Below are 17,857 nucleotides of genomic sequence, written 5' to 3'. Positions count from 1 at the left end.
AACGTGCGGAAGAATCGCAAGCAACCGCTCGCTAAAAACCCAAAGTAAAATGCAATAAATCAAAACGGAATCAAAACAGAATACAAACCCCACAAAACAGAAATATTAATTTGCAAATTATTTAAGATTGGGTGTGTTGGTGTAAGAATTTTGGTATAATTGCAACTTGCGCCTCTGTAGCTCAATGGATAGAGCAACGGCCTTCTAATCCGTTGGTTGCGCGTTCGAATCGCGTCGGGGGCACTTTGCTTTGCTCTTATGTTTGTGTTGAAAAATCTTTCGGCACGTATTATGCAAAATAAGGAGCGCGTGTGGAAAATCATAATGTAGCCGCAGCAATAATTCTGGCAGCAGGTGATGGGACGCGCATGCGTTCAACAACGCCGAAAGTGTTGCACAAGTTTGCGGGAAAAACGTTCTTAAATCGCGTAATGGACGCAATGGCAGGCGTAAACCCTAAGGAACTTGCTGTTGTAGTGCACGCTCAAGCGCAACGAGTTTCGGCCGCTGCACAAAGCTACAACAACGCTGTGCGGATTGTAAATCAAGACGATAAGCCTGGAACTGGCAGGGCTGTGCAGTGCGCAATGCAAGATCTTAACGAATCTTCAAAGCAGCAATATGGCAGTGCACTTAAAGGTTCTGTGGTAATTGCGGCAAGTGATATGCCACTTTTAGATACGCAAACATTGCAATCGTTAATCGATTTTCACAATAATCAAGGAAACGCGGCAACTGTTTTAACTGCTGTTTTAGACGATGCCACTGGCTACGGGCGAATTGTGCGCGGCGAAAATGGCGATGTTCTGCGAATTGTTGAGCACAAAGACGCTAATGCAGAAGAGCTTGCGATTAAGGAAGTTAACACATCTGTGTATGTGTTCGACGCTGCAGTGCTTAGCGATGCTATAGAAAACCTTGATTCAAAGAACGCTCAAGGCGAGTTCTACTTAACAGATGCGCTAGAGCACGCTCGCGCAATGGGGCGTGTTGGAGCAATGGCGGCCGCAGATTCGTTGATTGTAGAAGGCGTAAATACGCGCGTTCAGTTATCTGCGCTTGCAAAAGCATATAACAAGCGCGTTTGCGAAAAGTGGATGCTTGAAGGCGTGACTATTTTAGATCCAGATACTACGTGGATTGAAGACGATGTTGTTTTGCAAGAAGATGTTACGGTTCTTCCAGGCTGCTTCTTGCAAGGGCATACAACTGTTAAAAGCGGCGCTGTTGTAGGGCCGTACACTACGCTTATTGATGCGCAAGTAGATGAAGACGCGGTTGTGGAGCGCTCGCGTGTGCAAGAATCGCATATTTGCCGCGCTGCAAATATTGGTCCGTGGACGTATTTGCGACCAGGAAATGTGCTTGGCGAGGAGAGCAAAGCGGGCGCGTTTGTGGAAATGAAGAAAGCGCATATTGGAAACGGCACTAAGGTTCCGCACTTGAGCTATATGGGCGACGCTGATTTGGGTGAGCACACGAACATCGGCGGTGGAACTATTACAGCAAACTACGACGGCGTGCATAAGAATCACACGACTATTGGCTCTAACGCGCATGTTGGTGCAGGAAACCTGTTTGTAGCTCCCGTTACTGTTGGAGATGGAGTTACAACGGGTGCAGGCTCTGTTGTGCGTCACGATGTTCCAGCGGATTCCATGGTGTATTCGGAAAATACTCAGCATGTTGTAGAAGGCTGGAAGCCAGCTTGGGAGCGATAGTTCGCTGGTTTGATAGTTCGATAGTTCGCTAGTTTGATAGTTCGATAGTTAAGGAGAAACAATGGCAGCTTTAGAAAGCTCTGTTAACGCGATTAGGATTGCTGCGGCTGCAGCCGATAGGTTAAAAGCCACTAATTGCCAAGCTTTTGACGTTAGCAATCTGCTTGGAATTACAGACGCAATGCTGGTTGTTTCTGCATCTAACGAGCGTCAAGTCTTAGCTGTTAGCGAAGAAATCGAAAAAGACTTGTACTTAAAAGACAATAAGCGTAAAGCTTTATCTCGAGAAGGCTTAGAACTAGCACAGTGGATTTTGCTTGATTTTGGCGACTTTGTGGTTCATATTATGCACGAGGAAGCACGCGAGTTTTATCGCCTTGAGCGCTTGTGGAATGATTGCCCTGCAATTGATTTGCAACTTCCAGAGCATGATGATGATGTGCGTGGCGATGACGATGATGCACAAAATGGCGATTAAGAGTTTGAAAGGTAGCGCAAGATAATGGTGGATTTTGTTGAAAGCGCAACGCAAATTGCGCATAATGCAAATAAAAACAGCGCTCACGAAGGTATTGCGCGTTCTGTGATGCTTGTTCGCCACGGTCAGACACCTTATAATGCACAATTTAGACTTCAAGGCATGATTGATATTGCTTTAGATGAGTCTGGAATAGACCAGGTGACTCGCTCTGGTAAGGCTTTGCGAGTGCTTTTTGGAGCTTCCGACTTAGAAGACCCAAAGAATCCAAATAGCCAGGAGCACGTGCGCATTACGCCAGAAGAAGCCGATGCAAGTTTTGTTGCCATTGTTTCGCCGCTTATTCGCGCACAGCAAACGGCTCATGCTTTTGCAGATAAGATTGGTCTTAATGTTCACGTTGAAGATGGCGTGCGCGAGCGCTTTTTTGGCGAGTGGGAAGGCCTTAATCGCCAGCAAATTAGCGAAAAATGGCCTGAAGATTTTAATGCTTGGGTAAAAGGCGAAGGTGGAGAGCTTAATCACGGTGCAGAAACTAAGCAAGAAGTTGGCGAGCGCGCTGCGAAAGCTGTAGAAGATTGGGCGCGCAAAACTGGCTCAGACCGCGATTTACTAGTGTTTTCGCACGGATCTTGCCTTTCTCAAACTGTTCATAAGCTTCTTGGATTAGACAAGGTAGATCCTTCTTATAAGACGATTGGCGGAATGGGAAACGGCCGTTGGGCGCGTTTAATTCCAAGCCTTAATGCGGATGGCTCAATTCATTGGCGTTTGGATGCTTACGATCAAGGTCCTGCAGCAGACCCTACAAGCCAGCGTCTTATTCGCATTTGGGGTGCAGCTTAAGCGGCATAATTTCTCCTTTTTGCCGCTTGTATTCCTAAAACTACCGTTTAGTGGTTTTGTAAAGACAGATTATTTACAGTGCCGTATAGTCAAAATTACAAAACAGAAAGCTGGCAAAAGCTAAGAAAAGTTAGCAAAAGCTAGTAAACGCTAACGGTAGTATACGAAAGGGGGCCTGATGAAAGTAACGATTGCTATTGTGCCGCCAGAAGAAGAGCAGTGCGTTCAATTGTCAGTTCACAATATTGACGATAACCTTAAACGCATTATAGCCAATTTGCAAAGCATTGATTCTAAAGATGCAAAATCAAGCAATGCTGAAAATAATACTGATATTGCCGAAAATAATACTGCGAATGCGGCAAATAGCAATAATAATTCATTCATATATGGTTATATTAATGATTCGATTATTGTTATGCACGAGCCAGATGTGATTATGATTTGCGTAGAAAATTCGCGCGTAATCATTCACAGTGATAAAGGCGAGTGCGTGTCTTACAAGCGTCTAATGGATTTTGATAATCCGCAATTCGCGTCGTTTGTGCGCATATCTAAATCCGCAATCGTGAACTTAAATCGCATTGTTCGAGTTGATCCAGGATTCGGCGGAAGTATGAGCGTAAAAATGGACGACGGAAGCGTTGAGTGGATTAGTCGCAGATGCTTGAGCTCGTTCAAAAAGCGCTTGGGAATGTAGTTTTAAGCGTATTTTTAATACTAATTTTTAATAGTAATTTTTTAATACTTAAAAAGGAAACGATTATTATGGAAAAGCAAGTTACAACTTTTGGTAAAACAATGGTAAAAAACATTGTTAGAGGCATTGGCATAGGGTGCACTATTTTTACAGTAATGTCTTTTGTTTCAAGCCTGTTAGCACATAGCGCGGTTGGAAACAGAATTGCATCTTATGCTGTAGCCGCGTTTGTTATAGGCATAGGATATGGAGTGTTCGCTATTTTTTGGTCGAATGAACGCATGTCAAATCTTGCAAAGTTCGTTTTTGCGCTAGTTCCTCCAATTGCTATTCAATTTATTGTGTCTGTGATTGTTGGATGGATTTCATTTAAAGATGATCCAGCGGTGATTTGCGGATGGATTGCGTTCACTGTTATTTTACCGATTCCTATTGCTGCAATAATTTATTACTTCGAGAAGAAGAAAGCGAAAGAAATGAACGCTAGATTGCGCGAATTGCGTAAAGAAAGCAAGTAAATTAGTGACAATTAAATAATTTAAGTAAAAATTTAAGTAAATAAAATAATCAAATAAAAATTGAGTGGTGTTCATCTTCGCCTTTGAAGAAGAACGCCACTCGCTATTCTAAAACGCGTCATAGAATGGTCATAATTTATTCGGCGTTTTGCTAGATTTTTGCTAAAAATTAGTATTTTGACTAATCTTTAGCAATTGTCTTTCCAGCATTAGCTCCAGAAGTCAAATCCTGAATCTCATTAATCTCCATAACAGGAACAGCAGCAGGCTTCTTTGTGCCCTTTTCTTCTGCAACGCGAACCTGCTCGTTGTAAATCGCGTCATCCGTGTGAAGTGTAACAGTTCCGCGGAAGCGATAGCCCTTCTTTTCTGCCAAATTTGCAACTGCAACAACAAGCTGGCTGCCGTCTTGCAAGTTCTTAAAATGCTGACCTGCAGTGCGCTCGTGGTAAGCAAGGTGATTATTGTCTAGAACAAACATCGACATCTTTGGGCCAAGATCAAGCTCGCCATCTTTGCTAATCGTTGCAATCCAAGCCAAATTGTTCTCAATAAAAGTCTTCATATCTTCACTAAGAGTTGCCATGTTGAGTCCTTTCTTCAACTGATTATTGTGCAATCGCGCAATCATATGATTATGATTCAATCACTTTTAAGATTACGCGCAATCGTGCATATAAAGGCTTAAAAATCGATGCATTTTTGTAAAAATGCGTAAACTTGTGACATAAATCACTAATTGCATAATGCTAAGAGTTCCGCTTTGTGTTGCTCAACACAGGGATAATAGTAGTTGCGTTATATTTGTAGTGCGCGTAATACATTTGTTACGTTTTTACAGCTAAAAACGTAACAAATGTCTCATCAATGATGCAAATGTAACGGATTTAAGCCAAAAAACGTAACATTTGTCTCACCAGCGAGACAAATCTAACGAATACGTAGTGCGATTGTACCGAATTTTGGTGTTTTTTGATACAAACGCACTACCTAAATCATGAATCGTAAATATTAAGGCAATAGCGTGCTATCAAGTGCTGATTTCGCAATAAAGTAGTAAATTTTCCGAAGGAACGCCAATGGGTTGTACTTTTCTTGTTTTTGTGGCTATTCTATAAAGTTTATAAGGCAATTTAGCTAACTTAAAGAAAAATTTAATGCTATAGCCTTGTTGTTTGCAATAATGAGGGGAGTGACATGAGTGAAATAAATAGCGCTGTTCAACCAAGGCAGAATAATCGAATTACCGTAAACATTGCGCGAATCATGTTGCTCTTATGCGCCGCAATTTGGGGCGGAAGTTACGTATCGTCTAAATACGCTCTAGAGGTATTCACGCCGCAATGGCTTATGGGGGTTCGCATGCTTGGAGCGTGCATAATAATGGGCGTGGTTTTCTTTAAGACGATTCGCAAAAATTTTACTAAAAAGCTAATAATTCCTTCGCTTTTAACGGGCGTTACATACTACGCGTCTTTAGTTACGCAAACAGAAGGATTAAGGTGGATTGATCCAGGCAGAAGCGCTTTTCTTACAGCTGCATATTGCGTTATAGCGCCATTTTCCGCGTGGATGATTATTAAAAAGAAGCCAACGCTTTTAGGAATTATTGCTGCTTTAACATGCGTTGTGGGCGTTGGATTCGTTGCGCTAAAGCCAGGCTTGCTTGTTCTTACGCTTTCTCACGGAGATGTTTTAACTCTTATTTGCGCGGCTGTTTTTGCGTTTAACTTAACATACTTAGCGTATTACTCTAGGCAGTACAATCCCGTTGCTTTAACATTCGGCCAGTTTAGTGTTTCTGGAGTTCTATTTTTGTGCGGAGCTGCAATAAGCGAGCCTTTGCCTAACTTTAATGCCGAAGATAATTGGATTACATTTACAAACATGTTCTATCTTATAGTGATAGTAACTGTTGTTGCTCAAGTTATTCAAAACTACACGCTGATTTATCTTTCTACAGCTAACGCTTCTGTGATTATGTGCACAGAATGCTTGTTTACATTGCTATTTTCTAGCATTCTTTACAATGAGCGAGTAACAAGCATGGCTTTTGTTGGATTTGCGTTGATTTTTGCTGCGATTCTTCTTGCAAGTTTGGCAGAGCATATTGAGCTTATAAAAGCAAGAAAAAAGCAGAGCGCTTATAAATCTAAAGCAAAAGTGGCATCTGCGCCAGCATCTACAATCTAAGTAGTAGTCAATTTGAATACTAATTAGCGAATATTTTTGGTGATTACTAATTGGTGTATATTGCTCAGCGAATAGTGGTAGATAACGATTTTTAAGGTGTGCTTGTGAAGAACTTCTTTAAGGGAATATCATTTACGCAAGTTCTAGCTGGCTCTCTTGCAGCTGTGACGGCGTTTTTGCTTTCGTCAAAAATTGGTATTGCGGGGTCTGTTATTGGCGTTGCAATAGGTTCGATTGTCTCTGCTGTAGCATCGCAACTTTATCAAAATGTTATTCACGCGTCTTCTAAAAAGATACAGTCTTCTTCTGCGCTAAAGTCAGGTTCAAGCCGCTATGAAGAAGATGACACTAAAGTGGTAAATAATGCGCGTTTTATTGCATTAGAGGATGATATGCCTAAAGAATACGAAGTTTACAATAATATGATTGATTCGAGCAAAGAAAAACAAGCTAGAAGAGTTGTTGCAATGGCTTCTAATACAAATGTTGCAAATGTTGCTGGCGATTCTTTACGTGATGTTGATTCTTTAAGTTCGCAAAACGCAAAATCGGGGGAATCGCAAGCACTTAATGCCGAAAGCACGAGTGTTATGGAATTATCTTCCTTAAGAAAACTAAAAGAAGAAGATAATGAGCTTTCGGAAGGAGACGAAGACTCGATTCTTACTCTTAACGACGCTAAACGCGAATTAGGTGGCGGTAGTTATTACGCAAATAGTGAAGCGAAGTATAAGAAGCTTACGATTGTTATTGCTATTTTGAGCGCGCTCGCGGCTGTTCTTCTTACTGCTGGCGTTGTGCTTCTGTTTACTCAAGGAAAGGGCACAGATAATTTAGTGCCTTCTGGCCAAAATACAGAACAGAATAATGGCCAGAATCAAAATAATCCAATGCGACAAAACGGCCAGAATAATGGCGTTCAAAATCAAGATAAGAACTCGCAAGACGCGCAAAAAGACTCTCAAGACGCGCAAGATAGTAAAGACAGCAAAGAAGGCGAAGACGGCAAAGAAGGAAAAGAAGGAAAAGATTCTTCGAGCAAGAATTCTAGCGAAAAGCAAGATAAAAAGACTCACGAAGGGTCTTCCTCCTCTTCTTCTTTAGATTCAAATGAGTCTAATGCAGGTTCTGGCGAGCAAAGCTCTGGAGATTCTGGTGTTTCTGGAGCGGATTCTGGTGCGCGCGGGTCTAAAGGCGATTCTTCGGTTTCTGGCGACTCTTCGTCTTCGTCGTCGCTTTCATCTAACGGAGCGAGTGGCGGATCTGCTGCACAACAAGGCGAATCTGGCTCGCAGCAATCAGGTGGCGGCGAATAGTCGACGAATAGTCGGCGAATAGAAATAGCTGCCAAAAACGCCGTATACGACACGCCGAGTTTGGTTGGCAGCAAAATCTGTTGTATTCTATCAAAGGTTCGTTTGAGCTGTACAACTAAAACGGGGCTATGGCGCAGCTGGTAGCGCATCTCCATGGCATGGAGGGGGTCGGGGGTTCGAATCCCCCTAGCTCCACAATTTGAAACGTCACTTCTAATCGGAGTGGCGTTTTTGTTATATTTCGATACGTATCTTATATACTTGTAAGTCCTAGTGCATGTAACGTATTTTGCACAAGCATTCTAAACTTAAAACTTAACTTAAAACTTATAGGAGATAATTCAGCATGTTAAAGCGCGCGTGGAAAGTGGCATGCAAAATAGCCAATAATGAGCGTACGTCTGGGTTGATTATGCTCGGATTTGCTTTAGCTGGATTAATGCTTGCAAATTTGCCATTTGCGTCGCCTATTTTTGAAGCTGTTTCTCACACGCAAATCGGAATTCCATACACCAACATTCACATGTCGATTAGCCACTGGGTTCAAGACGGCGTGCTAACTATTTTCTTCCTTACAGTTGGTTTAGACTTAAAACACGAGCTTATTGCAGGATCCCTTAGAGACCCGCGCGCTGCAGCAATGCCAATGATTTGCGCTGTTGGCGGCATGATTGTTCCGCCGATTCTTTTTGTTGGAACTGTTACAATATTCTCGGAGTTGCACGCTGGTCAAGAGATTATGCGACTTACTTCTGGAGCGCTTCCATCTTTAGAAATGGTTCGCGACGGTTGGGCTATTCCTACGGCAACAGATATAGCATTCTCGCTGGCTGTTCTTGCGCTTTTTGCTAAAACGCTTCCTAAAGCATTGCGCGCATTTTTAATGACTCTGGCTACAGTCGACGACCTTCTTGGAATTGCGTTAATCGCAGTGTTCTTCTCTTCGCTTAACGCATGGTATTGGTTTGTAGGCGTTGTTTTATGCGGATTAGTGTGGACTATGCTTGTGCGATTAAAGCGCGTTCCATGGCCTGTTGTGGCTCTTGTTGGCTTGCTTGCGTGGGTTATGATGTATCAAGCTGGCGTTCACCCAACTCTTGCAGGCGTAATGGTTGGTTTGCTAACTCCTGCGCATCTTGTTCACGGCGAAAAGTCGCTTAGGGCCGAAAGGTATCGCCAGAAAATTCAGCCTTTGTCTTCTTTGTTTGCGCTGCCAGTTTTTGCGCTTTTTGCAACTGGAGTTCATTTTGAAACATTGACTTGGCAGCTGTTTTTGTCTCCAATACTAATTGCGATTACGATTGCGCTAGTTGTTGGAAAGCCTCTTGGAATTATGATTACAGCTTGGCTTGCTAAGAAAGTTATTGGCTTGCGCGTTCCAGACGATTTGCGCGTTCGCGACCTTTTGCCTACAGCATGCGCGTGCGGAATTGGCTTTACTGTGTCTTTGTTAATCGCTTCGCTTGCGTACAGCGATGCGGATCTTTCGGGCGAAGCGCGATTCGGCGTACTAGTGGCGTCTATTATTGCGGCTGCTGTTTCTGGATTCTTGCTTGCAAAGCAATCGAATCATATGGAAGAAGAATTAGACGATATTGAAGAGTGATTTAGAGTGATTTAGAGTGATTTAGAGTGATTTAGAGTGATTTAGAGTGATTTAGTCTGTTTTTAATTGCGATTAGAAGGTTTTAGAGGTGACTTATGGTTTCTAATAATAATTTAGGTAATTTAGATAATTCTGGTAAATCTGATAATCCAGATAATTCTTGCGACTCGCGCTCGCAAAGCGAACAGAACTCACCTTGGAAAGACACTTATTACAGCGGTGCCGTAATGATGCGTGGGCCAATGATTCCTAAGGAAAGCACAACGGAAACACTGTTGCAACACGATTTGCCTAATAGCGATTTGCATAATAATTACGCGTGGCAAGGCCTTGACCCTTGGCGAGTTCTTAGAATACAAGCCGAATTTATTGATGGCTTCGACGCTTTAGCAAAACTTGGATTAGCTGTTAGCGTGTTTGGTTCTGCTCGAATAAAGCCAGACGAGCCAGAATACAATAGCGCTCGCATAATGGGCAAAGAGCTTGTAAAACGCGGTTTTGCGGTGATTACGGGCGGAGGGCCTGGAATTATGGAAGCGGCAAATCGCGGAGCAGCAGAAGCTGGTGGAACAAGCGTGGGGCTAGGAATCGAATTGCCTCACGAGCAGGGCTTAAACAAATGGGTAAATCTTGGAATGCAATTCCGTTACTTTTTTGTTCGCAAAACAATGTTCCTAAAGTATTCTTCGGGAATTATTGTGTGCCCAGGCGGTTTTGGCACAATGGACGAGCTTTTTGAGTCGCTTACGCTTGTTCAAACGCATAAGGTTTCTAAAATTCCTGTTGTGCTTTTTGGCAGCGAATATTGGAAAGGCCTTATGAATTGGATTGAAACTACAGTTAAAGAAAGAGGACTTATATCGTCTTTTGACCCTAGTTTGCTTGCGATTACAGACGACCCTCTAGAAGCTGTGCGAATTGCTAGCGGAGACAAGTTTATTAACTAGTTTTTGCTGCTAGCGTCTTGGATAGTTTTTGCTAGTTTTTGCTAATTTTCCTTCATTTTGCGCTCGTTTATAAGCGTTGTAAGTTGCCAAATTTCTTCTCCAACGTCGATTCCGCGTGGGCATTGCCTGGAGCATGCTCGCACGGATTGGCACGCGCTTATGCCGTCGCTAGAATCCGCCAAGTCTAATCTTCGATTAGTGGCGTTATCTCTGGAATCATTAATAAATCGCGCAGCATTTATAAGCGCTGCAGGTCCAATAAATGCTTCTCCGCCTGCATAAACTGGGCAAATTCCTTCGCACACGCCGCACATTATGCAATTGCTTAAAAGCTCAAACTTTGCAAGCTGCTCTGGGTGTTGCAAAAACTCAATAATCGCAAGCTTTCCGCTGCTGTTTCTTGTTTGAACATTTTGCGCTTGCAAATATGGCTCAAGTCTTTTAAGTTGTGCAATCATTGGAGAAAGGTCACAAATAAGGTCTCTTTGAACAGCAAAGCCAGAAAGTGGCGCAACCTCAATAATGCCAAAGCTTCCATTTTGGATTAGTGAAGATATTTCTTTAGATTGTGACTGAAGATTGTGATTTTCGGCGACTGATGTTGTAGCTGCAGTTGATGTTGTGGTTAGTGTTTCGGAAGCTTGCGACTTTACGCTACCAGTTTTTCTAAAACCGCTTGATCGAACGCCTTGATTTTGCGGGTTTTGCGTATTTTGCCTAGCATTTTGAGCGATTGTGGCTGTGCAAAGTAAAGTGGGCATGCCGTTTACGTTTGCAGCATCCGATCCGCAAACGCCGTGACCGCAAGAGTATCTAAATGCTAAAGTGGGGTCTAGTGTGCGCTTAATTTTAAGCAAGCAGTCTAAAATCGTGTCGTTTTTGCGCGCGCGAATCGTATAATCTTGAATCCAATGTTTTCCGCTTAATGGTTTAGCTTGCAGGTCGCCAGAATTTTGAGCCTGGAATGGGCTGCTTTTACGCTTTTTTGCAAAAGGACTTTCTCTGTGCCTTCTAACTAAACCAGGGGAGTTAGTGGAGGAGATTTGTGTTAAGTTAGTGGTTGGGCCAGTGCTTGAATCGCCAGCAACCGCTGAGTCGCCAGCAACCGATGAATCGCAAGAACCGTCATTTGGAGTAAAACGAGATACGCGAAAAGTCACAAAAGCTTCATCGCTTGTAGTGCAATCTTGATTAATGGAATGCGCAAAGTTGCGTCTAAAATCGTCAACCATTTGCGCATACCTCCAATTCGTATAATTCTAGTTTGCCATAATACTTGCACAGAAATACTTGCACAGAAATACTTGAGCGAAAATGCAGAAGTAGAAATACTTGCACAAAATCACAAAAGTAACAAAAATGTTGGCTGCGCCTAACGTTAGGCTTAAATTATGACAGATGCTTTGTTTTTGCTGGATACAAATAAAGACGATGCGCCCGTTCTTGCAAATGGGATTGAAGAGGGATGGACTCTTAGCTTGCCTCAACACGTTAAAAGGCACGCAATAAGCGCAATGCGACTTTCGGATGGAGATTCGCTAGACCTTTCGGACGGCAAAGGAGTGCGAATTCACGCAACGATTACAGACAGCGAAAACGGCTTAGTTAAAGTAGATTCGTTTATAAAAGAGCCAGCGCCAACAACCAGATTAGCGTTGATTCAGGCGCTTGCAAAAACGGGTCACGACGAGCAAGCAATAGATATGGCTACGCAAATCGGAGTAGACGAAGTAATTCCTTGGTGCGCAAATAGGTCAATCTCAAAATGGAAGCCAGGGCGCACGGATAAGCGATGGAATCAGGTGCTTGAGGCTGCAACGGAGCAATCGCGAAGAGCGTGGATGCCGCAGCTTTTAGAGCCAGTTACAAGTAAGCAGATTCTAGCAATTTGTAGGCGTGCATGCGTTTATGGAAGTCTTGTAGTTGTTTTGCATCAAGATGCAACGGATTCTTTTAGTCAAATCGAAAACTACGTAAACGACTTAACAGAAAAATGCTTAAAAGATGGCAAAACGCGCACTGTTTACGTAATTGTAGGGCCAGAAGGTGGAATTAGCGAAGAAGAAGTGCAAAGTTTTATAGACGCTGGAGCTAAAAGTTGCGTTTTGGGAAGCAATATTTTACGAGCGTCTACAGCAGGGCCAGTATGCTTATCGTTGCTTTCTAGAGCGCTTGGCAGGTACGAATAGTAAGCAATTTTGCAATTAATTCTTGCAAGCTTTGTGCGTGTTTTGTGTAAAATGGTAAATGGTATTTTGCAATAAGAATTGTAATAAGAATTGCAGTAAGAATTATTGAAAAGTGGGCAAAATAATGGATAAAGCATGCAATACATACATAACTGACAAAGATTGCATTTTTTGCAAGATAATTGATGGGCAAATCCCAAGCAGCAAAGTGTATGAAGACGATGCAGTAGTGGCTTTTAACGATATTAATCCGCAAGCCAAGGTGCATGTTTTGATTGTTCCGCGCAATCACTACAAGAATGTTGTTGAGCTTGCGCAAAATGATTGTGATGTTTTGGCTCATATTGCATGCGTTGCGCAAAAAATTGCAAACGACTTTTATAATGGCGATTATCGCCTTGTTTTCAACACTGGTTTGGGAGCTGGTCAAACCGTGTTCCATGTTCATGCTCATGTTTTAACAGGCGAAAAACTTGAAGAAGGTAGTTTATAAATCGTGGCAAATAGTACAACGCGTATTGTTCAAATTCCAAGCGAATTAAGCCCAGTTGCTGTTTTGGGAGCAGCAGATTCAAACTTAAGAGAGTTGGAGAAGGCTTTTCCAAGCGTAGATATTTCCGTTCACGCGGATTGTGTGAAAATAGTATCTAGAAGCGCAAGAAGTGAGGAAGACGCTTGCAAAGCTGAACACGCGTTGCGCAAAATAGTTGATTGCGCTTACGAAGCTCCTGTTGATTCTTATGCTGTAAAACGCATGTTAGAAAGAGATGTGCTTAAAGGTAGCGAGCATAATGTGCGAATCGATAGGATTGGGCACAATGGTGGAGTTTTAGGCGGAGCGTTTAGCGGATTAAAGTCTTTTGATGCTGGTGCTGGCTTTGGTTCTGGCTCTGGTTCAATCGAAAGCGATTTTGCGCGAAATTCTGCCGATTTAATGCCATCTAGTGAAGATGCTAAAAGGCGAGCAATGAGCCGCAAAGCGCGAATGGCTAAAGGCGTTATAACGTTTGCAGGCGGAAATCCTGTTCGCGCAAAAACAGCGGGTCAAACGGCTTATGTGCAAGCAATGGAATCAAATACTGTAACGTTTGGAATTGGGCCTGCTGGTACTGGAAAAACGTATTTGGCGGTTGCTAAGGCGGTTAGAGCTTTAGAAGATGGGCGAGTGCGAAGAATAGTGTTGACGCGCCCTGCTGTAGAAGCTGGGGAAAATCTTGGATTCTTGCCTGGAACACTAAACGACAAAGTGGACCCATATTTAAGGCCGCTTTACGACGCGCTTTCCGACATGTTGGGCGCGCCGCAACTTAAGAGGTATATGGACGAAAACGTTGTGGAAGTGGCTCCGCTTGCATACATGAGAGGTCGCACGCTTAATGACGCTTTTGTTATTTTAGACGAAGCGCAAAATGCTACTGTTCAGCAGCTTAAGATGTTTTTGACGCGTCTTGGATTTAACACAACAATGGTGATTACTGGAGATAGAACGCAAGTTGATTTAGCGGTTCCAAAATCTGGATTAGCTTCGATTGAGAACGTGCTAAAAGACGTTAAAAGTATTGCGTTTGTTCACTTAAATGCGCAAGACGTTGTTAGGGCCGAGCTTGTTGGGCGAATCGTAGAAGCGTACGAAGCGTGGGAAAAGCGCGAGGCTGATTTTAGGCGCGAGAAGAATGGTGCAAAGCGCGAGGCTGGGGATGCGCGTGGAAAGTCGCAAGAAACCGTGCAGTCGCAAGAAACCGCAGAATCGCAAAATCGCAAAATCTTGAATCGCAAAATCTTGAGAGGAATATCAAGTAATCATGAGTGTTGAAGTGATGAACGAAACCGTTTGGCAAATCGACCCAAAAATATTCTCCGACCTTGGAATGTGGGTTTTGCAACAAATGCGAGTAAGCGTTCAATCCGATTTGTCGATTACTTTTGTAGACCCAGAGCCAATTGCTAGTCTTCACGAAAAGTGGATGAACTTAGAAGGACCTACAGACGTTATGAGCTTTCCAATGGACGAGCTGACTCCTGGAAGCGACGACAAAGTTAGCGAAGGAATGCTTGGAGACCTTGTGATTTGCCCGTGGGTGGCGGCGCAACAGGCAGCTGCGGCAGGGCATAGCACAATGGAAGAGATGCTATTGCTTACGATTCACGGAATGTTGCATTTGCTTGGCTACGATCACACTACGCCTCAAGAAGAAAAGCAAATGTTTGGCTTGCAAAGACAGCTTTTGCTAACGTTCTTTGCGGCTAGATCTGGTGAGCTTTACGACGCCACTTTGCCAGCAGGTGCCGTAAATGAGCTGGAAGAATACGAGAAAAATCATGCTAAATAACATTACAATTCCGCCGATTCCCGATTTGCCTGCGCATATGTGGGCTTGCTTGGGTGTGATTGCAATAGTCGCAGTTTTGCTTGTGTGGCTTTCGCTTGCAATGGCGGCGGCGGAAGGGGCTGTGCCAAGAGTTACAAGGTCTAGTCTTAATAATCTTATGATTGAAGAGCAAACGAACGATAACGAAAGTCAAGTCGTTCGCTTGAGGAAGCTTGCTAGAATTCGCAGAGCGAAGAGGCTTATAGCAGATAGGTACGCAACGAGCGGAGCGTGCGCGTTTGTGCGAATCGTGTGTAATGTGCTGGATGGCGTGGCTTTTGCTGCAATCGCGGCAGCTCTTGGTGCGTCTTTTTGGCTAACGCTATTAATCGGACTAATAGTGGCAATGATTGTTGCAATTGTTTCTATTCTTGTGCGGCCAAGGTCTGTGGGCGCGGCTCAGCCAGTGTTTAAGCTAATGCGCTTGTCTAGAATAGTTTCGATTGCTGTTTTTGTGAATCCGTTTGCAAAAATCGCAAGCCGTGGAGATTCGCAAAGTCAAAGCCAAAATCATAAGAAAAATGCTGCTCTTTCCGACGACGAAGAGTTGGAGAATATTCAATTAGATCAAGCTAAAGCGAGTATTGACAGGCTTGTAGAGGCAAATGATTTTGACCCAGAAGTTTCGGAGATGATGCGCAATGTGCTTACACTTTCCGACACGTTAACGCGCGAAATCATGGTTCCGCGAACCGATATGATTTGCGTTAAAAACGACGAAACGCTGGAAAATTTCCTAAAATTATGCTCAAGATCTGGATTTTCTCGCGTGCCGATAATTGGCGAGTCGGTTGACGATTTGGAAGGAATTGCGTATTTGAAGGATGCTGTGCGCGCAACTGTGTTTAATCCTGCGGCATCTGAGCGCGCGGTTTCTACGATTGGCCGAAGCCCGATGCTTGTTCCAGAGTCCAAGCCAGTGGATGATTTGTTCCACGAAATGCAGCGAATCCGCCAGCACGTTGCCGTTGTTGTAGACGAATATGGCGGAATTGCAGGGCTTGTGACGATTGAAGACGCGATTGAGCAAATTGTTGGAGAGCTAGAAGATGAGCACGACCGCACTCAGCACGCGGATCCGCAAGAGGTGAGTAAGGGTGTGTGGAAAATGCCTGCGCGCACGCCGATTGCCGATTTGGAAGATATTTTTGAAGTGCATATAGACGAAGACGATGTGGACACTGTGTTTGGGTTGCTTACTAAGTTGCTTGGAAACGTGCCGATTGTTGGGTCGAGTGCTGTGACTCGCGGCCTTAAGCTAACTGCGGTTGATTCTGCTGGGCGGCGCAAGAAAGTCTCCACAATTCTTGTTGAGCGAGATATTCAAGGCCTTAAAGATATTCAGGGTCTTAAAGAAGAAGACGATAGCGCTGGAAAGAGTGGCGGAAAGAGTGACAGCAGGAGCGAGGGCAAGAATAATGCCAAGAATGGCGATAAAGATAGTGAATCATCGCAAGTTGATGGCGATAAATAGTGTTGAATTATGAATGATATGAAAGATGTTAATGATATGAATGACGATATGGAAGATATGGACGACGAAATGAATGACGATATGAATGACGAAATGTTTGCTAATTTAGATCCTTCTCTAAAAGCGAGCGTAGAAGTGCCTGATTTTAACGGCTATAAATCGGGATTTGTTGCTGTAGTAGGCAGACCAAACGTTGGAAAATCAACGCTTATGAACGCGCTAATCGGAACGCAAATCGCAATCGCGTCTTCTCGCCCAGAAACAACGCGCAAGGCGATTCGCGGAATCTTAACAACTCCAAACGCGCAAATGGTGTTAGTTGATACGCCAGGAATCCACAGGCCGCGCACTTTGCTAGGCCAGCGATTGAATGACATTGTAGACGAGTCGCTTGCAGATGTTGATGCGATTGCTTTCTTGCTTCCAGCAGATCAAGAGATTGGGCCTGGAGATAGAAGAATCTTAAGCCGACTTCGCTCCGACTTTGCCAAAAAAGATGCGGCTGGAAACTGGGTGTGGAAGGTTCCGCTTATTGGAATCGTAACAAAAATTGATACGCTAAGCCGAGATGAGTTGGTGTCTCATTTGATTGAGATTCAACAGTTTGCTGATTTTACGGATATTGTGCCAGTTAGCGCTTTGGAACGCGACAATGTTGACGAAGTTAAGAAGGTTTTGATTGACAATCTTCCAGAAGGTCCGAAGATGTATCCAGACGATCAGCTTAGCGAGGAGAGTCCTTCTAGCATGATTGCGGAGTTAATTCGCGGGGCTTTTCTTGAGGAACTTGACGACGAGTTGCCACATTCTCTGGCGGTTGTTGTAGATAGCATTGTGCGCCCAGGAGATGAGGACTATGCGCAATATAGCGATAATAAAGCGCATGTTATTGTGTCGGTGTATGTTGAGCGCGATTCGCAAAAGCCGATTATTATTGGGCGCGGTGCGGAGCATCTTGTGCGCGTTAAGAAGCGTTTGCGCACTGCGGTGAATCGTATTACAGGCGCTAAAGCTGTGCTCGATTTGCATGTGAAGGTTGCAAAGGGGTGGCAGAGCGACCCTAAGAAGCTTGAGCGCTTGGGGTTCTAATTCGTCGCGCCCGAGAATGTAGCCCTCATTGGTGTGTTGAGCTACAAAGTGCGGAGTTGTGTTCCGCTTTTTGTACGTGATTTAGGCGTAATTTGGTACAAAGTGCGGAGTTGTTTGACGGATTTTGTACGTGATTTAGGTCGAATTTGGTACAAAATGCGCGGGCGCGACGACCTGCCTTCGAGCTTAGAGCGTAGCGCGAGAAGGCAATTTGGAGCGCTGAGCAGCTCAAGGCAGAAGCACTGCTTCTGCGCTGCAAAGCGCTTTGACTGAGCTTGAAATTGCATAATGCATTTCAAGCTCCTTTAAAGCGTGATTTGGCTCAAATGTAAAGTCCAGTGGACTTTACATGCCAAATCAGCCGAGCTGCTACTAATAGCCGCGAGGAATAGCGCACTGTAACGCGCGAGC

At 43.8% G+C, this 17,857-nt stretch carries 17 protein-coding genes and 2 tRNA genes; 17 read left to right on the top strand and 2 right to left on the bottom strand.

Going from position 1 to position 17,857, the window contains the following annotated elements; all coding sequences use genetic code 11:
• Positions 1-170: 170 nt before the first annotated feature.
• The 6 genes from D0T20_RS04580 (at position 171) to D0T20_RS04555 (ending at position 4,263) form a co-directional block, all read left to right on the top strand.
• Positions 171-243, top strand: a tRNA-Arg gene (locus D0T20_RS04580).
• 68 nt (positions 244-311) lie between these two features.
• A complete protein-coding gene (gene glmU, locus D0T20_RS04575) occupies positions 312-1,721 on the top strand; it encodes a bifunctional UDP-N-acetylglucosamine diphosphorylase/glucosamine-1-phosphate N-acetyltransferase GlmU (protein WP_116438520.1) in 1,410 nt (469 codons plus the stop codon).
• A 61-nt stretch (positions 1,722-1,782) separates the two neighbouring features.
• Entirely contained in the window at positions 1,783-2,199 is a 417-nt protein-coding gene (rsfS, locus tag D0T20_RS04570) for a ribosome silencing factor (RefSeq protein ID WP_116438519.1), read from the top strand.
• A gap of 24 nt (positions 2,200-2,223) precedes the next feature.
• The gene (locus D0T20_RS04565) at positions 2,224-3,045 is read left to right on the top strand and encodes a histidine phosphatase family protein (protein WP_060785516.1); all 822 of its coding nucleotides are present in this window, start codon (positions 2,224-2,226) and stop codon (positions 3,043-3,045) included.
• Between the two features lie 178 nt (positions 3,046-3,223).
• Positions 3,224-3,745 carry a LytTR family DNA-binding domain-containing protein gene (locus D0T20_RS04560; protein ID WP_016797538.1) on the top strand — a complete coding sequence of 174 codons (522 nt, stop codon included), beginning with the start codon at positions 3,224-3,226 and terminating at the stop codon, positions 3,743-3,745.
• A gap of 68 nt (positions 3,746-3,813) precedes the next feature.
• A complete protein-coding gene (locus D0T20_RS04555) occupies positions 3,814-4,263 on the top strand; it encodes a DUF3021 family protein (RefSeq protein WP_032813214.1) in 450 nt (149 codons plus the stop codon).
• 181 nt (positions 4,264-4,444) lie between these two features.
• Here D0T20_RS04555 and D0T20_RS04550 read toward each other — a convergent pair whose 3' ends face one another.
• Positions 4,445-4,849: a pyridoxamine 5'-phosphate oxidase family protein gene (locus tag D0T20_RS04550; protein ID WP_016806710.1), complete on the bottom strand. Its 405-nt coding sequence runs from the start codon at positions 4,847-4,849 to the stop codon at positions 4,445-4,447.
• A gap of 611 nt (positions 4,850-5,460) precedes the next feature.
• On the opposite strand from D0T20_RS04550, the gene D0T20_RS04545 reads away from it, so the two are divergent.
• The 5 genes from D0T20_RS04545 (at position 5,461) to D0T20_RS04525 (ending at position 10,325) form a co-directional block, all read left to right on the top strand.
• Positions 5,461-6,456: a DMT family transporter gene (locus D0T20_RS04545; RefSeq protein ID WP_016635855.1), complete on the top strand. Its 996-nt coding sequence runs from the start codon at positions 5,461-5,463 to the stop codon at positions 6,454-6,456.
• Positions 6,457-6,560: 104 nt separating this feature from the next.
• A complete protein-coding gene (locus D0T20_RS04540; protein ID WP_116438518.1) occupies positions 6,561-7,772 on the top strand; it encodes a hypothetical protein in 1,212 nt (403 codons plus the stop codon).
• 122 nt (positions 7,773-7,894) lie between these two features.
• Positions 7,895-7,967, top strand: a tRNA-Ala gene (locus D0T20_RS04535).
• 151 nt (positions 7,968-8,118) lie between these two features.
• Positions 8,119-9,378 carry a Na+/H+ antiporter NhaA gene (locus tag D0T20_RS04530; protein WP_116438517.1) on the top strand — a complete coding sequence of 420 codons (1,260 nt, stop codon included), beginning with the start codon at positions 8,119-8,121 and terminating at the stop codon, positions 9,376-9,378.
• 95 nt (positions 9,379-9,473) lie between these two features.
• Positions 9,474-10,325: an LOG family protein gene (locus tag D0T20_RS04525; protein ID WP_016797549.1), complete on the top strand. Its 852-nt coding sequence runs from the start codon at positions 9,474-9,476 to the stop codon at positions 10,323-10,325.
• A gap of 41 nt (positions 10,326-10,366) precedes the next feature.
• Here the strand turns inward: D0T20_RS04525 and D0T20_RS04520 are convergent, their stop codons facing one another.
• On the bottom strand, positions 10,367-11,557 hold the full coding sequence (locus D0T20_RS04520) for a succinate dehydrogenase/fumarate reductase iron-sulfur subunit (RefSeq protein WP_116438516.1): 1,191 nt from the start codon (positions 11,555-11,557) through the stop codon (positions 10,367-10,369).
• Between the two features lie 159 nt (positions 11,558-11,716).
• Between D0T20_RS04520 and D0T20_RS04515 the strand changes: the two genes are divergently transcribed.
• The 6 genes from D0T20_RS04515 (at position 11,717) to era (ending at position 17,446) form a co-directional block, all read left to right on the top strand.
• A complete protein-coding gene (locus D0T20_RS04515) occupies positions 11,717-12,514 on the top strand; it encodes a 16S rRNA (uracil(1498)-N(3))-methyltransferase (protein WP_016635850.1) in 798 nt (265 codons plus the stop codon).
• A gap of 124 nt (positions 12,515-12,638) precedes the next feature.
• Entirely contained in the window at positions 12,639-13,007 is a 369-nt protein-coding gene (locus D0T20_RS04510; protein WP_016635849.1) for a histidine triad nucleotide-binding protein, read from the top strand.
• Positions 13,008-13,010: 3 nt separating this feature from the next.
• On the top strand, positions 13,011-14,327 hold the full coding sequence (locus D0T20_RS04505; RefSeq protein WP_116438515.1) for a PhoH family protein: 1,317 nt from the start codon (positions 13,011-13,013) through the stop codon (positions 14,325-14,327).
• Positions 14,317-14,844: an rRNA maturation RNase YbeY gene (ybeY, locus tag D0T20_RS04500; protein ID WP_004130585.1), complete on the top strand. Its 528-nt coding sequence runs from the start codon at positions 14,317-14,319 to the stop codon at positions 14,842-14,844. Before D0T20_RS04505 ends, ybeY begins: the two co-directional genes overlap by 11 nt.
• Positions 14,834-16,357 carry a hemolysin family protein gene (locus tag D0T20_RS04495; protein WP_116438514.1) on the top strand — a complete coding sequence of 508 codons (1,524 nt, stop codon included), beginning with the start codon at positions 14,834-14,836 and terminating at the stop codon, positions 16,355-16,357. Before ybeY ends, D0T20_RS04495 begins: the two co-directional genes overlap by 11 nt.
• Before the next feature lie 9 nt (positions 16,358-16,366).
• Positions 16,367-17,446, top strand: a complete 1,080-nt coding sequence (gene era, locus D0T20_RS04490) for a GTPase Era (protein ID WP_102705028.1) — start codon at positions 16,367-16,369, stop codon at positions 17,444-17,446.
• The last annotated feature ends 411 nt before the right edge of the window (positions 17,447-17,857 follow it).

Source organism: Gardnerella piotii, from assembly GCF_003397585.1.
Taxonomy (GTDB): Bacteria; Actinomycetota; Actinomycetes; order Actinomycetales; family Bifidobacteriaceae; genus Bifidobacterium; species Bifidobacterium piotii.
Note: the sequence above shows the minus strand (reverse complement) of the source record. Positions and strands in the feature narration are given on the sequence as shown.

Excerpts from the sequence above, each read along its gene's own strand:
- rsfS (WP_116438519.1), top strand. The coding sequence starts at position 1,783 with ATGGCAGCTTTAGAAAGCTCTGTTAACGCGATTAGGATTGCTGCGGCT.
- D0T20_RS04565 (WP_060785516.1), top strand. The coding sequence starts at position 2,224 with ATGGTGGATTTTGTTGAAAGCGCAACGCAAATTGCGCATAATGCAAAT.
- D0T20_RS04560 (WP_016797538.1), top strand. The coding sequence starts at position 3,224 with ATGAAAGTAACGATTGCTATTGTGCCGCCAGAAGAAGAGCAGTGCGTT.
- D0T20_RS04555 (WP_032813214.1), top strand. The coding sequence starts at position 3,814 with ATGGAAAAGCAAGTTACAACTTTTGGTAAAACAATGGTAAAAAACATT.
- D0T20_RS04550 (WP_016806710.1), bottom strand. The coding sequence starts at position 4,849 with ATGGCAACTCTTAGTGAAGATATGAAGACTTTTATTGAGAACAATTTG.
- D0T20_RS04545 (WP_016635855.1), top strand. The coding sequence starts at position 5,461 with ATGAGTGAAATAAATAGCGCTGTTCAACCAAGGCAGAATAATCGAATT.
- D0T20_RS04530 (WP_116438517.1), top strand. The coding sequence starts at position 8,119 with ATGTTAAAGCGCGCGTGGAAAGTGGCATGCAAAATAGCCAATAATGAG.
- D0T20_RS04525 (WP_016797549.1), top strand. The coding sequence starts at position 9,474 with ATGGTTTCTAATAATAATTTAGGTAATTTAGATAATTCTGGTAAATCT.
- D0T20_RS04520 (WP_116438516.1), bottom strand. The coding sequence starts at position 11,557 with ATGGTTGACGATTTTAGACGCAACTTTGCGCATTCCATTAATCAAGAT.
- D0T20_RS04515 (WP_016635850.1), top strand. The coding sequence starts at position 11,717 with ATGACAGATGCTTTGTTTTTGCTGGATACAAATAAAGACGATGCGCCC.
- D0T20_RS04510 (WP_016635849.1), top strand. The coding sequence starts at position 12,639 with ATGGATAAAGCATGCAATACATACATAACTGACAAAGATTGCATTTTT.
- ybeY (WP_004130585.1), top strand. The coding sequence starts at position 14,317 with ATGAGTGTTGAAGTGATGAACGAAACCGTTTGGCAAATCGACCCAAAA.
- D0T20_RS04495 (WP_116438514.1), top strand. The coding sequence starts at position 14,834 with ATGCTAAATAACATTACAATTCCGCCGATTCCCGATTTGCCTGCGCAT.
- era (WP_102705028.1), top strand. The coding sequence starts at position 16,367 with ATGAATGATATGAAAGATGTTAATGATATGAATGACGATATGGAAGAT.